We start from the raw sequence: 13,291 nt of genomic DNA on the forward strand, positions 1-13,291 counted from the left end.
CCCCCCCCTCCCCCCCCCCCCCCCCCCCCCCCCCCCCCCCCCCCCCCCCCCCCCCCCCCCCCCCCCCCCGGGCTCCTACAGGGAATGGGGCGTTGTGTCAGGTAACGCTGTTGCGCACCTTGAACTGCGGCTGATCCCAGGAGTGGTTGTCGAGGATCTCGCCGAGGATTTCCACGGCGTCGAACACCTCGGTGAAGCTTGTGTACAACGGCGTAAACCCGAACCGCATGATGCGCGGCTCACGGTAATCACCGATCACGCCACGGGCAATCAGCGCCTGGATCACCGCGTAGCCTTCAGGGTGTTCAAAGCTCACGTGACTGCCGCGCCTGGCGTGCTCACGCGGGGTGATCAACACCAGGCCATGGGCGGCGCATCGCGCTTCGACCAATGCGATGAACAGGTCGGTCAATGCCAGGGATTTACTGCGCAGGCTGGCCATGTCGGTCTGGGCAAAGATCTCCAGACCGCATTCCACCATGGCCAGCGACGTGATCGGCTGCGTGCCGCACAGGTAACGGGCGATGCCCGCACTCGGCGCGTAGTTGGATTCCATGGCGAACTGGCGGGTATGCCCGAACCAGCCCGACAGCGGCTGGCGCACCACGTCCACCAGGGCCGGGTTGACCCACACGAACGCCTGGGAGCCGGGGCCGCCATTCAGGTATTTGTAGGTGCAGCCAATCGCGTAGTCCGCACCGGCGGTGTGCAGGTCGATGGGCACCGCGCCCGCCGAATGCGCCAGGTCCCAGATACTCAGCGCGCCGCACTCGTGGCTCAAGGCCGTGACCGCCTGCATGTCGTACATGTACCCGGTCTTGTAGTTGACGTGGGTGAGCATCACCACCGCCACGTCACTGTCGATGGCCTGGGGCAGTTCGTCCGGGCTGTTGACCAGGCGCAGGGAGTAGCCCTGTTGCAGCAACTCGGTGAGGCCTTCGGCGATGTACAGGTCAGTGGGGAAGTTGCTGGCTTCGCTGACGATCACCTTGCGCGTCGGCGTACGTTGGCGCTGCACCGTGAGGGCGGCACTGAGTACCTTGAACAGGTTGATCGAGGTGGTATCGGTGATCACCACTTCGCCGTCGCGTGCGCCGATCAGCGGGGCCAGGCGGTTGCCCAGGCGTTGCGACAAGTCGGCCCAGCCGGCGCTGTTCCAGCTGCGGATCAAGCCATTGCCCCATTCCTCGGCGATCACCGCCTGCGCCCGTTCCAGTGCGGCCACCGGGCGTGCGCCCAGGGAGTTGCCGTCGAGGTAGATCACGCCGTCTGGCAGCGCGAACTGACGGCGCAAGGGCGCCAGCGGGTCCTGGGCATCGAGGGCTTGGCAGTGTCTTCGAGTGGTCATGGGTTGTCCTGTTTTTATAAGTGCGATGGACAAAATATTGAACGAAGCTTTACAAAATTTTCGTGCAAAGTAACGGGCAAAAGGCTAATTAAGCTGTAGGAAATTCGATTTTAACCCCCAAACACGCGGATTTATTCTAATCATGATTCTCGACGCCACCGACCTGCGCCTCCTGCATTTCCTGCAACAGGATGGCCGTATCAGCAACCAGGAACTGGCGGAAAAAGTCGCGCTGTCGCCGTCCGCCTGCCTGCGCCGTTTGCGCCTGTTGGAGAGCGAAGGAATCATCAGCGGCTATCGCGCAGTGCTCAACGCCGAGCAACTGGGCATCGAGCTGGAGGCCATCGTGCACCTGTCGTTACGCCAGGATGTGGAGGATTGGCACGAGACGTTTATCAAGAAGGTGCAGGGCTGGCCTGAGGTGGCCAGCGCCTACGTGATCACCGGCGCCAGCAACTATGTGCTGCGGGTGCAGGCACGCAACCTCAAGCACTTTTCGGACTTTATCGTGAACCACCTGAACCGCACGGCGGGGGTGATGGATATTCGTTCGGAGATCGTGCTGCAGAAGATCAAGGATCGGGATGAGGTGTTGGATTTGGTTATCCGCAAATAACCAGCAACACCACAAAAAAACCTGCGAAAACTGGAACCTGTGGGAGCTGGCTTGCCTGCGATAGCTATGTAACATTCACCACCGCTATCGCAGGCAAGCCAGCTCCCACATGTTGAAGCGTGTTCGTTGTTCAGTCTTCGAGGGCGCGCACGCGCTGCATGCGCTTTTGCTCGACCGGTGCCGCCGAGGCCTGCAATTCAAAGTCAAAGTCGATCTGCGCAAACCGCCCTTCCACACCGAACTCCCGCGCCAGCTGCTGATCGTCACTGAAGCGGATTTCAGCAATCAATTCATCCCGCGTCGCATAGGCAAAATCATCATGCAGGTACGGGTCATCCGACAGGTTGATCTGCGTGGTCAGGTGCCGATGCCCAGGCGCCGAAATAAAGAAATGAATGTGCGCCGGACGCTGCCCGTGGCGCCCCAGTTGATCGAGTAACTGCTGGGTCGGGCCGGTCGGTGGGCAGCCGTAGCCCGACGGCACGATGCTGCGAAAACGGTAGTTGCCCTGGGCATCGGTTTCGATGCGCCGACGCAGGTTGAACTCCGATTGCGTCGGGTCGAACCAAGAGTAAGTGCCGCCCGTGTTGGCCTGCCACACATCCACAATCGCCCCGGCCAATGGCTTGCCATGCGTGTCGCGCACCTGCCCGCGCATGAACAGCGGTACCGCCGCGTCAGTGCCGTCGTCCAGGCGTGCCTCGTATTTCGACAAAGGCGCCCCAGCCACATACAACGGGCCCTCGATGGTACGCGGTGTACCGCCGGATTTACCGGCTTCTTCATCGGCAGCGTCCATCAACAAATCCAGGTAATGCTCCAGGCCCAGGCCGGCCGCGAGCAAACCGGCCTCCTGATGCTTGCCCAGTTCGTTGAGGTAGTTGACCGCCTTCCAGAACTCTTCCGGGGTCACTTCCAGGTCTTCGATGATGTTCACGGTATCGCGCAGGATCCGGTAGATCAGCGCCTTGGTACGCGGGTTGCCACCGTCGTTGAGGTTGCCGCTGGCTTCTTCGAGAAACTGTTGGGCATGGGCAGTCTGGGACAGTCGGATGGACATGGTGCAATCCTCATCTTGTAGTTATTCGTGTTGAAGCAGGCTTAACGGTCGTCCTCATGGATCGACGAAGGGTGCCGGCACAGGGCGTTCACTTCGATGGCCATGTAGGGGAACAGCGGCAGTTGCATCAGCAGGTCGTGCAGATCCTGCACGCTGTCGACATCGAACACGCTGTAGTTGGCGTAGTGCCCGGCAATGCGCCACAGGTGGCGCCATTTGCCTTCCTGTTGCAGGCGCTGGGCCAGGGCTTTTTCTTCGGCCTTGAGGCCAGCGGCGCGCTCCGGGGGCATGTCGAGCGGCAGGTTCACGGTCATTTTTACGTGGAACAACATGGCAGGTGCCTCTTAGTGTTTGTCACGACGGAAGAACGCCAGGCGCTCCTCATCAATGGCCAGGCCCAAGCCCGGCGCAGTGGAAACATGCAACTGGAAATCGCGGTAAACCGGCGGCTCGACGAGAATGTCTTCGGTGAGCAGCAACGGGCCAAACAGCTCGGTGTCCCACGCCAGTTTGTTCAGCGTGAGGAAGGCATGGGCCGAGGCCAGCGTGCCGATGCCGCCTTCGAGCATGGTGCCGCCGTACAGGCCAATACCTGCTGCTTCGGCAATCGCCGCGGTACGCAGCACGGCACGCGGGCCGCCGTTCTTGGCGATCTTGAGGGCGAACACCGAGGCCGCACCTTCGCGGGCTAGGTTAAAGGCATCCTCGACACACTCGATGGACTCATCGGCCATGATCGGCGCCGGGCTCGACAGGTTGAGCCGCGCCATGCCACCGCGGTTATTGCGCGAGATCGGTTGTTCGATCAGGTCGATGCCGTTGTCGCCGAGCACCTTGCACGCGCGCAGGGCGACGGCTTCATCCCACACCTGGTTGACGTCGACCCGCACGCTGGCGCGGTCGCCCAAGGCTTTTTTGATGGCAATGACATGGGCCAAGTCGTGGGCGACTTCACCGGCACCGATCTTCAATTTGAAAATGCGATGGCGGCGCAGGTCGAGCATCTTTTCAGCTTCGGCAATGTCCTTTTCGGTGTTGCCGCTGGCCAGGGTCCAGGCCACCGGCAAGGCATCACGTACGCGACCGCCGAGCAGTTCGCTGACCGGCAGGTTGAGGCGCTTGCCCAAGGCATCGAGCAAGGCGCTTTCGATCCCGGACTTGGCAAAGGTGTTGCCACGGATGCTGCGCTCCAGGCGCAACATGGCCGCGTTGATGTTGCTGGCGTCCTGGCCAATCAGCAGCGGGGCAAAGTGGCGGTCGATGTTGATCTTGATGCTGTCGGGGCTTTCGTTGCCGTAGCTCAGGCCGCCGATGGTGGTGGCTTCGCCGATGCCTTCGATGCCGTCAGCGCAACGCAGGCGAATGATCACCAGCGTCTGGTTTTGCATCGTGTGCATCGCCAACTTGTGCGGGCGAATAGTGGGAAGGTCGACGATGATCGTCTCGATCGACTCGATGGCGCAAATCGGCATGGCTATACCCGTTGGGTTCTTTTTAGGTTTGAGCCGATTCTGTGCCGTATCTTTAAAGGCTTCCAATATAGAATGGGTCTTGAGCAATACCCTCAAGGTATGAAAGGAGCCGTCATGGAGCTGCGTCATCTGCGCTATTTCCAGGTGCTGGGTGAAACCCTCAACTTCACCCGCGCCGCCGAACGCCTGCACATCGCCCAGCCGCCGTTGAGCCGGCAGATCCAGCAATTGGAGGACGAATTGGGGGTCATCCTGCTCGAACGCGGCCGGCCGCTGCGGCTGACCGAGGCCGGGCGGTTTTTCTACGAACATGCCAATGTGTTGCTGGAGCAGTTGAACAAGGTCTGCGACAACACACGCCGCATTGGCCAAGGCGAAAAGACCTGGCTGGGCATCGGTTTTGCCCCGTCGACCCTGTACGGCGTGCTGCCGGAACTGATCCGCCGCCTGCGCACCCATGAGGCGCTGGAACTGGAGCTGGGGCTGTCGGAAATGACCACCTTGCAGCAGGTCGAAGCGCTCAAGGCCGGGCGCATTGACGTGGGGTTCGGGCGGATTCGCATCGACGACCCGGCCATCGTCCAGCGCGTGCTGGTGGAAGATCGGCTGGTGGCCGTGCTGCCCGCCGGGCACCCGTTGCTGGAGGCGCCGGCCACCCTCGCCCAATTGGCCGCCGAACCGATTGTGCTCTACCCCGGCAACCCTCGCCCCAGCTATGCCGACCATGTGATCGCGCTGTTCGACGCCCACGGCCTGAGCCTCAAAGTGGCGCAATGGACCAACGAACTGCAGACCGCCATCGGGCTGGTGGGCGCGGGGATGGGCGTGACGCTGGTGCCGGCGTCGGTGCAGGTGCTGCACCGTGCGGACATCGGGTATACGCCGATTGTGGAGACTACGGCGACCTCGCCGATCATCCTCAGCAGACGGGTGAATGATCAGTCGCCGGGGCTCAGTCATTGCCTGCAACTGGTGGAAGAATTGATCTGATTCCTCCCAAACACCACAAACCCCCTGTGGGAGCTGGCTTGCCTGCGATGGCGGTGGATCAGCTGACACATCGGTTGGCTGACCCACCGCTATCGCAGGCAAGCCAGCTCCCACATTTGGATCTTCATGGGGATCAAAGGCTGCGCAAGCGCTTGCGCTGCAGGGTTTGGCTGGGGGATTCATCGAACAACTTGCGGTACTCCGCGGAGAACCGCCCCAGGTGCGTAAACCCCCACCCCAGGGCAATTTCGGAGATGGTGCGCGTGGAGCCTTGCTCGAGAATCTCCTGGCGCACCGCACCCAACCGATGCTTCTTCAAATACGCCATGGGCGACAGCGCGAAGTACTTGCGAAAGGCATCAAACAGCTTGAAGCGCGTCACCCCGGAGACAGCTTCCAGGTCTTCCAGACACACCGCCTCACGAGCGTTGTCATGCAGGTACTGACGCGCACGGATCAGGTAGTGCGGCAGTTTCACACCGAGTACGTCGCGCAGTTCTTCGGAGTAGTTGTTCGGCTGCGCCAGGATCAACCCCTTGATCAGCGAGCTTTCCAGGTCTCGGGTAAACGCCGCCTGCTCATATAACTCGCTGCTGCGCTCCAGCTCTGCAATGAAGTAACGCGCCATGCGCCACCACGACGCCGACGCGCCGTCCACTGCATCCATCACCGACTCGAAACGCAACGGTGCCTCGATCGGCCGTTGCAGCAAACCTTCCAGCGTTTCGCTCATCGCCGCGCGGGTGATCACCACCTGCAACTTGCGACAGTCGCCAGAGATGGCCAACACCTGATGCTCATTGGGCGAGAGGATCACGCCTTGGTCGCGGTTGGAACTCAGGCGCTCACCGTTCTTGCTCAGTTCCTGTTCACCCACCAGCGGCAGGCTCAGGCTGTAGCTGCTGAAGTGTTCGGCGTCTTCAATGTCGATGGTCACGTCGGTGCCGTATTCGATCACGCCCAAGGTGGTGGCGCGGGACTTGAACACATTGGCACTGTGGTGAAAGCGCAGGCGTTCGGGCGTGGACGTCGCCAGCCGGTGCGGCCCACAAATGCCGGACATCCAGCTGCAGGCACCTTCCAGGTCAAAGCGTTGAATATGGATTTCGCGTGTATGGCTACTCATCAAGGTGCACCCACGGCGGTTAGGCTTTTTGCGCGCTCTGACGGCGCGTCGTTATTGTTCGACAGCAAGTTATGCGCCACACCCGGCCCATGGCCACTGAGTGGATAGCAACGGTCGACTATGTGGATAAGTCGCCGGTTTACGCGCCCCTTGCCCTGCAAGACAGTAGCGCATCCCGTCACCGCCCTGCACCGGGTTGGGTATTTGCTGCCCAATGTTGCGGCCCAACTTTCCGGCGCAGGTTCGCCCATTTAGCGGATAGCCCGCTCCCTGCCCCGCCCTCTCTAATGAACCACCGATTAGCCCTGATCAAAAAAGGTGCCTCCCATGAGTGGTGCAAGAAGCGTCGAGCAGTGGAAAACGTTTATCGAAGGTTGCCTGGATTTTCGCCCGGTGGATGAAGTGTTCCGCATCGCCCGGGACATGTTCACCGAGCCGGAACTGTTCGACCTGGAGATGGAACTGATCTTCGAAAAGAACTGGATCTACGCCTGCCACGAAAGCGAACTGGCCACCCCCCACGACTTCGTGACGATGCGCGCCGGGCGCCAGCCGATGATCATCACCCGCGATGGCGAAGGCCGGCTCAATGCGCTGATCAACGCCTGCCAGCATCGCGGCACCACCCTCACCCGCGTCGGTAAGGGCAACCAGTCCACCTTCACTTGCCCGTTCCACGCCTGGTGCTACAAGAGCGACGGCCGGCTGGTTAAGGTCAAGGCGCCGGGGGAATACCCGGAGGGGTTCGACAAAGCCACGCGCGGCCTGAAAAAGGCCCGCATCGAGAGCTACAAAGGTTTTGTGTTTATCAGCCTGGACGTCAACGGCACCGACAGCCTGGAAGACTTCCTCGGCGATGCCAAAGTGTTCTTCGACATGATGGTCGCCCAGTCCGCCACCGGCGAACTGGAAGTGCTCCCGGGCAAGTCCGCCTACACCTACGACGGCAACTGGAAGCTGCAAAACGAGAACGGCCTGGACGGTTATCACGTCAGCACCGTGCACTACAACTACGTGGCCACGGTGCAGCACCGCCAGCAGGTCAACACCGAGAACGGCACAGGCGCAGGCAGCACCCTGGACTACAGCAAGCTCGGCGCGGGCGACGCGAACACCGATGACGGCTGGTTTGCGTTCAACAACGGCCACAGCCTGTTGTTCAGCGACATGCCCAACCCGAGCGTGCGCTCCGGCTACGCCACCATCATGCCGCGCTTGGTAGAGGAACACGGCCAGCAGAAGGCCGAGTGGATGATGCACCGCCTGCGCAACCTGAACATCTACCCGAGCCTGTTCTTTCTCGACCAGATCAGCTCGCAACTGCGCATCATCCGCCCGGTGGCGTGGAACAAGACCGAGATCATCAGCCAGTGCCTGGGCGTGAAGAACGAGTCCGACGCCGACCGCGAAAACCGTATCCGCCAGTTCGAGGATTTTTTCAACGTCTCGGGCATGGGCACGCCGGATGACCTGGTGGAGTTTCGCGAAGCCCAGCGCGGTTTCCAGGGGCGCCTGGAGCGCTGGAGCGATATCTCGCGCGGCAGCCATCGCTGGGAGACCGGGCCCACGCCCAACAGCGAAGCCATCGGCATTCAACCGGCCATGACCGGCACCGAATTCACCCACGAAGGCCTGTATGTGAACCAGCATCGCAACTGGCAGCAGTTCCTGCTCAAAGGCCTCGACAAGCAAGCGCTGACACTGCGGGAGGTGGAGTGATGAATGCCCAATTACAGTATCGGATCGAGCAGTTCTTCTATCGCAAGGCCGAGCTGTGCGATGCCCAGGACTGGGACGCCTATGTGCAGCTGTTCGACCCGCAGAGTGAATTCCACCTGCCGCAGTGGGACTCGGAGCACGTCTATACCCGCGACCCCAAGCGCGAGATGTCGTTGATTTACTACGCCAACCGCTCGGGCCTGGAAGACCGTGTATTTCGTTTGCGCACCGGCAAGGCCGCGTCAGCCACGCCGATGCCGCGCACCTTGCACCTGATCAACAACGTGCGTATTGCCGAGCAGGTGGATGGAACGCTGAAGGTGAAGTTGAACTGGCACACGCTGTTCTATCGCCTGGCCACGTCGGAGCAGTTCTACGGGCATGCCACGTACCGCCTCAAGCCCGATGGCGACAGCTGGTTGATCACCCGCAAGCATGCGCTGCTGCTCAACGACACCATCAACTCGGTGCTCGATTTCTATCACCTCTGACCCTGTAGGAGCCGGCTTGCCGGCGATGGCGTCTGACCTGTTGAGCACTGCCGCCCGACAGACCGCTATCGCTGGCAAGCCAGCTCCTACAGTTATCGAATCCATGGAGAATGGTGGATGAATCACAAAGTGGCCTTCAGTTTTGCCGATGGCAAGACCCTGTTTTTTCCGGTGGGCGCCAATGAAGTCCTGCTGGATGCGGCGCTGCGTAACGGTATCAAGATCCCGCTGGATTGCCGCGAGGGGGTGTGCGGCACCTGCCAGGGGCGCTGCGATAGTGGCGATTACACCCAGGATTATGTCGACGAAGAAGCCCTGTCCAGCCTCGACCTGCAGCAGCGCAAGATGCTCAGTTGCCAGACGCGGGTGAAGTCTGACGCGACGTTCTACTTCGACTTCGACTCAAGCCTGTGCAATGCGCCGGGGCCCGTGCAGGTACGAGGCAGCGTGAGCGCGATGGAGCAGGTGTCGGCCAGTACGGCGATCCTGCAGGTGCAGTTGGAGCAGGCGCTGGATTTTCTGCCGGGCCAATATGCGCGCCTGTCGGTGCCGGGCACGAACAGTTGGCGGTCGTATTCCTTCGCCAATCTGCCGGGCAATCGCCTGCAGTTCCTGGTGCGCCTGCTGCCCGACGGGGTGATGAGCAACTACCTGCGCGAACGCTGCCAGGTGGGCGATGAGCTGATGATGGAGGCGCCACTGGGCGCGTTTTATCTGCGCCACGTGACCAAGCCGCTGGTGTTGGTGGCCGGTGGAACCGGGCTGTCGGCCTTGCTGGGCATGCTCGACGAACTGGCCGCCAACGGCTGCGACCACCCCGTTCATCTGTATTACGGCGTGCGGGGTGCCGAAGACTTGTGCGAAGCGGCGCGCATCCAGGCCTATGCTTCGAAAATTCCGGGTTTTCGCTACACCGAGGTGCTCAGCGCGCCCGCCGAAGACTGGCCCGGCAAGCGCGGCTACCTCACCGAGCATTTCGACGTGGCCGAATGGCGGGACAGTTCGGCAGATATGTACCTGTGCGGCCCCCCTCCAATGGTCGAATCCGTCCAACAATGGCTGGCGGATCAGGCACTTGATGGCGTTCAGCTGTATTACGAAAAGTTTACGCAGAGTAATATCTGACCCTCAGTACTTCTGAGGGGCAGCTGCGCGTGCACTTACCCTAAGAAAAACAAGTAGAAGGGAATGTTAATGGCGGATGACATGGTTAACCCGGTAGGCCTCAAGCGTGGCCTGAAGAACCGGCATATTCAGCTGATCGCCTTGGGAGGGGCGATTGGTACGGGGTTGTTCCTCGGCTCGGCCGGGGTACTCAAGTCGGCGGGGCCGTCGATGATCCTGGGTTACGCGATTGCCGGCTTCATCGCGTTCCTGATCATGCGCCAGCTCGGCGAGATGATCGTCGAAGAGCCGGTGGCTGGCTCCTTCAGCCACTTCGCCCACAAATACTGGGGCGGCTACGCGGGCTTCCTGGCGGGCTGGAACTACTGGGTGCTCTACGTCCTGGTGGGCATGGCCGAACTGACGGCCGTGGGCAAGTACATCCAGTTCTGGTGGCCGGAGATCCCGACCTGGGTCAGTGCGCTGGTGTTCTTTGTGGCCGTGAACCTGATCAACACCCTGAACGTGAAGTTCTTCGGTGAGGCCGAGTTCTGGTTCGCGATCATCAAGGTGGTGGCGATTGTCGGCATGATCGTGCTCGGCTGCTACCTGCTGTTCAGCGGCACCGGTGGCCCACAAGCGACCGTCAGCAACCTGTGGAGCCACGGCGGGTTCTTCCCCAATGGCGGCATGGGGCTGTTGATGTCCATGGCGTTCATCATGTTCTCGTTCGGCGGCCTGGAGCTGGTGGGCATTACTGCGGCCGAGGCCAGCGAGCCACGCAAGGTGATCCCGAAGGCGATCAATCAGGTGGTCTACCGCATCCTGATTTTCTACGTCGGCGCCCTGACCGTGCTGCTGTCGCTGTACCCATGGGACCAACTGCTGCAAACCCTCGGCGCGTCGGGCGATGCCTACAGCGGCAGCCCGTTTGTGCAAATCTTCTCGCTGATCGGTAACGACACCGCCGCGCACATCCTCAACTTCGTGGTACTGACCGCGGCGCTGTCGGTGTACAACAGCGGCGTGTACTGCAACAGCCGCATGCTGTTCGGCCTGGCCGAGCAAGGCGATGCACCGAAATCGCTGATGAAGCTGAACAAGCAAGGCGTGCCAATCCGCGCCCTGGCGATTTCGGCGTTGGTGACGATGCTGTGCGTGGTGGTCAACTACGTGGCACCGAAAAGCGCGCTGGAGCTGCTGTTCGCGCTGGTGGTTGCCTCGCTGATGATCAACTGGGCGCTGATCAGCATCACCCACATCAAGTTCCGCAAAGCCATGGGCCAGCAAGGCGTGACCCCGTCGTTCAAGACCTTCTGGTTCCCGTTCAGCAACTACCTGTGCCTGGCGTTCATGGTGATGATCATCAGCGTGATGCTGGCGATTCCGGGCATCAGCGAGTCGGTGTATGCGATGCCGGTGTGGGTGGGGATTATCTATGTGGCCTACCGGTTGCGGGTTCGCAAAAGCAACGCGGTGGTCAACGCACAATAACCTTGTAGGAGCCGGCTTGCCGGCGATGGGCCTCAAGCCTTGCGCCGATATCAAAGATGCCATCGCCGGCAAGCCGGGCTCCTACAAGGGGAGTGTTTCAACCAATAAAAAGCCCCGGTAATCCGGGGCTTTTTTGTTTAGAGCGTGGAGCGTACTCGCCAGAGTTCCGGGAACAGCACGGTGTCGAGCATCTTGCGCAAATACCCCACGCCCTCGGTGCCGCCGGTGCCCGGCTGGAAGCCAATGATCCGTTCCACCGTCGTCACATGGCGGAAACGCCACTGGCGGAACGAGTCCTCCAGGTCGATAAATTTCTCGGCCAACTGATACAAATCCCAATAACGGCTCGGGTCGCGGTACACCTCACGCCACGCCGCCTCCACGGACTCATCGTGCACCGTCGGCGCCGTCGGGTCGCGTTCGGCGCGTTTCGGGTCAATCGCCAGGCCGGCCTTGGCCATCAGGTTGATCGCCTCGTCATACAGCGACGGCGTGGCAATCGCCACTTTCAACTCGTTCAACAGCTCCGGCCGATGGGCGTGGGGCCGCAACAGTGCCGCGCTTTTATTGCCGAGGATGAATTCGATCTCGCGGTACTGGAACGACTGGAACCCCGACGACTGCCCCAGGAACGGGCGGATCGCCTTGTACTCCGACGGCGTCATGGTCGCCAGCACCGCCCAGGCGTGCACCAGTTGGTCGAAGATCCGCGACACCCGCGCCAGCATCTTGAACGCCGGCGGCAACTCGCCCAGGCGCACGTGTTCGCGGGCCGCCTTGAGTTCGTGGAGCATCAGTTTCATCCACAGCTCGGACGTCTGGTGCTGGATGATGAAGAGCATTTCGTTGTGGTCCGGCGACAGCGGGTGCTGGGCGCTGAGGACTTTGCCCAGGTCCAGGTAATCGCCGTAGCTCATGGACTCGGAAAAATTCAGTTCGGCGTTATGCCATTCTTCGGGCGGCTGATAATCAGCAGAGAAAGGGCATTGGCTCATCGAGTGGGCTCCTTGAGCGGGCGGAGAATGGCGCGGACCGGGCTGGCGTCGAGGTTGGCAAACCGCAGTGGCAGGGCGATCAGTTCATAGTCGCCCTCCGGTACGTCGTCGAGCACGATACCTTCGAGAATCGCCATGCCATGGCGCGCCACGGCGTTGTGGGAATCCATGGTCTTGGACTGTTGCGGGTCCAGGGAGGGGGTGTCGATGCCGATCAAACGCACGCCCAGGCTGGCGAGCAGCTCGATGGTTTGCGGGGCGATGGCGGTGAAGTTCGAATCCCATTCGGTGAGCGGCGCTTGTGGATAAGTACGCAGCAGCACACGCTCCGGCAAGTTATCCACACGCCCTTCCAGCTGATGCGGCTGCACCAGGGCGCCGCTGCCCAGGCAATGCAGCACGCGGCAGGGGCCCATGTACACGTCCAGCGACACCTCGCCAATCGGCGCGCCGTCGGCGCTGTAATGCAGCGGTGCGTCCACGTGGGCGCCGGTGTGCGGCGACAAGGTGATACGCCCCACATTCACCGGGCACTCCGGGCCAAACTGCCACACGCGCTCTTCCTGGAACGGCGTATCTCCCGGCCAGGTCGGGGTCGCCGTGCTCAAGGGCGGGCTGATATCCCACCACGTTTTTATTGGGTTCATCTGAAGGCTCTCGGCGGTTACTGGGGTGAATGATACGAGGGCCTGTTGCGAATTTTCTTGCGAATTCTGGCGCGGGGAGGGAAATCTTTCGCACTTACTGCGATGAAACACCTTATTCGTGATTGGATATTTCAATTGTAGGAGCCGGCTTGCCGGCGATGGCGTTCTGAAGGGCGCCACCGCCTGTCTCTTCTCCACACCCCCGAGCCCACGAAACTGAGTACAACAC

13 protein-coding genes are annotated in these 13,291 nt (G+C 61.2%); 6 read left to right on the plus strand and 7 right to left on the minus strand.

The genetic code is table 11. From position 1 onward, the window contains the following. Window positions 1-97: 97 nt before the first annotated feature. On the minus strand, window positions 98-1,348 hold the full coding sequence (gene kynU / locus AC07OV_RS28795) for a kynureninase (protein ID WP_495093495.1): 1,251 nt from the start codon (window positions 1,346-1,348) through the stop codon (window positions 98-100). A gap of 142 nt (window positions 1,349-1,490) precedes the next feature. Between kynU and AC07OV_RS28800 the strand changes: the two genes are divergently transcribed. Beyond that, complete coding sequence (locus AC07OV_RS28800) at window positions 1,491-1,964, plus strand: Lrp/AsnC family transcriptional regulator (RefSeq protein ID WP_016974903.1); 474 nt, start codon at window positions 1,491-1,493, stop codon at window positions 1,962-1,964. A gap of 130 nt (window positions 1,965-2,094) precedes the next feature. Here AC07OV_RS28800 and catA read toward each other — a convergent pair whose 3' ends face one another. Genes catA through AC07OV_RS28815 form a run of 3 tightly spaced genes read right to left on the minus strand, consistent with a single transcriptional unit; the run spans window position 2,095 to window position 4,496 of the window. Further along, window positions 2,095-3,024: a catechol 1,2-dioxygenase gene (gene catA, locus AC07OV_RS28805; RefSeq protein ID WP_176996929.1), complete on the minus strand. Its 930-nt coding sequence runs from the start codon at window positions 3,022-3,024 to the stop codon at window positions 2,095-2,097. A 41-nt stretch (window positions 3,025-3,065) separates the two neighbouring features. Continuing rightward, window positions 3,066-3,356, minus strand: a complete 291-nt coding sequence (catC, locus tag AC07OV_RS28810) for a muconolactone Delta-isomerase (RefSeq protein WP_494999256.1) — start codon at window positions 3,354-3,356, stop codon at window positions 3,066-3,068. A 12-nt stretch (window positions 3,357-3,368) separates the two neighbouring features. Further along, window positions 3,369-4,496 carry a muconate cycloisomerase family protein gene (locus AC07OV_RS28815; RefSeq protein WP_495093496.1) on the minus strand — a complete coding sequence of 376 codons (1,128 nt, stop codon included), beginning with the start codon at window positions 4,494-4,496 and terminating at the stop codon, window positions 3,369-3,371. Window positions 4,497-4,610: 114 nt separating this feature from the next. Between AC07OV_RS28815 and AC07OV_RS28820 the strand changes: the two genes are divergently transcribed. Beyond that, window positions 4,611-5,486, plus strand: coding sequence for a LysR family transcriptional regulator (locus AC07OV_RS28820; protein WP_495093497.1), 876 nt, complete (start codon window positions 4,611-4,613; stop codon window positions 5,484-5,486). A gap of 133 nt (window positions 5,487-5,619) precedes the next feature. Here the strand turns inward: AC07OV_RS28820 and AC07OV_RS28825 are convergent, their stop codons facing one another. Beyond that, window positions 5,620-6,612 (minus strand): AraC family transcriptional regulator, encoded by a 993-nt coding sequence (locus AC07OV_RS28825; RefSeq protein WP_176996926.1) that lies wholly within the window; start codon window positions 6,610-6,612, stop codon window positions 5,620-5,622. 327 nt (window positions 6,613-6,939) lie between these two features. Between AC07OV_RS28825 and antA the strand changes: the two genes are divergently transcribed. The 4 genes from antA to AC07OV_RS28845 all read left to right on the plus strand — a co-directional run bounded on the left by antA (window position 6,940) and on the right by AC07OV_RS28845 (window position 11,420). After that, a complete protein-coding gene (gene antA, locus AC07OV_RS28830; protein ID WP_495093498.1) occupies window positions 6,940-8,331 on the plus strand; it encodes an anthranilate 1,2-dioxygenase large subunit in 1,392 nt (463 codons plus the stop codon). After that, window positions 8,331-8,822, plus strand: coding sequence for an anthranilate 1,2-dioxygenase small subunit (antB, locus tag AC07OV_RS28835; RefSeq protein ID WP_495093499.1), 492 nt, complete (start codon window positions 8,331-8,333; stop codon window positions 8,820-8,822). Before antA ends, antB begins: the two co-directional genes overlap by 1 nt. Before the next feature lie 117 nt (window positions 8,823-8,939). Next, window positions 8,940-9,947: an anthranilate 1,2-dioxygenase electron transfer component AntC gene (antC, locus tag AC07OV_RS28840; RefSeq protein WP_495093500.1), complete on the plus strand. Its 1,008-nt coding sequence runs from the start codon at window positions 8,940-8,942 to the stop codon at window positions 9,945-9,947. A gap of 69 nt (window positions 9,948-10,016) precedes the next feature. Next, complete coding sequence (locus AC07OV_RS28845) at window positions 10,017-11,420, plus strand: amino acid permease (protein ID WP_457407305.1); 1,404 nt, start codon at window positions 10,017-10,019, stop codon at window positions 11,418-11,420. Between the two features lie 137 nt (window positions 11,421-11,557). On the opposite strand, the gene kynA is transcribed toward AC07OV_RS28845, so the two are convergent. Together kynA and kynB are read right to left on the minus strand one after the other, a co-directional pair. Beyond that, a complete protein-coding gene (gene kynA / locus AC07OV_RS28850) occupies window positions 11,558-12,415 on the minus strand; it encodes a tryptophan 2,3-dioxygenase (RefSeq protein WP_495093501.1) in 858 nt (285 codons plus the stop codon). Further along, window positions 12,412-13,062 (minus strand): arylformamidase, encoded by a 651-nt coding sequence (kynB, locus tag AC07OV_RS28855; RefSeq protein WP_124528297.1) that lies wholly within the window; start codon window positions 13,060-13,062, stop codon window positions 12,412-12,414. Before kynB ends, kynA begins: the two co-directional genes overlap by 4 nt. Window positions 13,063-13,291 lie beyond the last annotated feature (229 nt).

Source organism: Pseudomonas sp. GW821-FHT09A09 (assembly GCF_059418405.1).

What these genes read in the sequence shown, in the direction of transcription:
- kynU (WP_495093495.1), bottom strand. Translation starts at nt 1,348, where the DNA reads ATGACCACTCGAAGACACTGCCAAGCCCTCGATGCCCAGGACCCGCTG.
- AC07OV_RS28800 (WP_016974903.1), top strand. Translation starts at nt 1,491, where the DNA reads ATGATTCTCGACGCCACCGACCTGCGCCTCCTGCATTTCCTGCAACAG.
- catA (WP_176996929.1), bottom strand. Translation starts at nt 3,024, where the DNA reads ATGTCCATCCGACTGTCCCAGACTGCCCATGCCCAACAGTTTCTCGAA.
- catC (WP_494999256.1), bottom strand. Translation starts at nt 3,356, where the DNA reads ATGTTGTTCCACGTAAAAATGACCGTGAACCTGCCGCTCGACATGCCC.
- AC07OV_RS28815 (WP_495093496.1), bottom strand. Translation starts at nt 4,496, where the DNA reads ATGCCGATTTGCGCCATCGAGTCGATCGAGACGATCATCGTCGACCTT.
- AC07OV_RS28820 (WP_495093497.1), top strand. Translation starts at nt 4,611, where the DNA reads ATGGAGCTGCGTCATCTGCGCTATTTCCAGGTGCTGGGTGAAACCCTC.
- AC07OV_RS28825 (WP_176996926.1), bottom strand. Translation starts at nt 6,612, where the DNA reads ATGAGTAGCCATACACGCGAAATCCATATTCAACGCTTTGACCTGGAA.
- antA (WP_495093498.1), top strand. Translation starts at nt 6,940, where the DNA reads ATGAGTGGTGCAAGAAGCGTCGAGCAGTGGAAAACGTTTATCGAAGGT.
- antB (WP_495093499.1), top strand. Translation starts at nt 8,331, where the DNA reads ATGAATGCCCAATTACAGTATCGGATCGAGCAGTTCTTCTATCGCAAG.
- antC (WP_495093500.1), top strand. Translation starts at nt 8,940, where the DNA reads ATGAATCACAAAGTGGCCTTCAGTTTTGCCGATGGCAAGACCCTGTTT.
- AC07OV_RS28845 (WP_457407305.1), top strand. Translation starts at nt 10,017, where the DNA reads ATGGCGGATGACATGGTTAACCCGGTAGGCCTCAAGCGTGGCCTGAAG.
- kynA (WP_495093501.1), bottom strand. Translation starts at nt 12,415, where the DNA reads ATGAGCCAATGCCCTTTCTCTGCTGATTATCAGCCGCCCGAAGAATGG.
- kynB (WP_124528297.1), bottom strand. Translation starts at nt 13,062, where the DNA reads ATGAACCCAATAAAAACGTGGTGGGATATCAGCCCGCCCTTGAGCACG.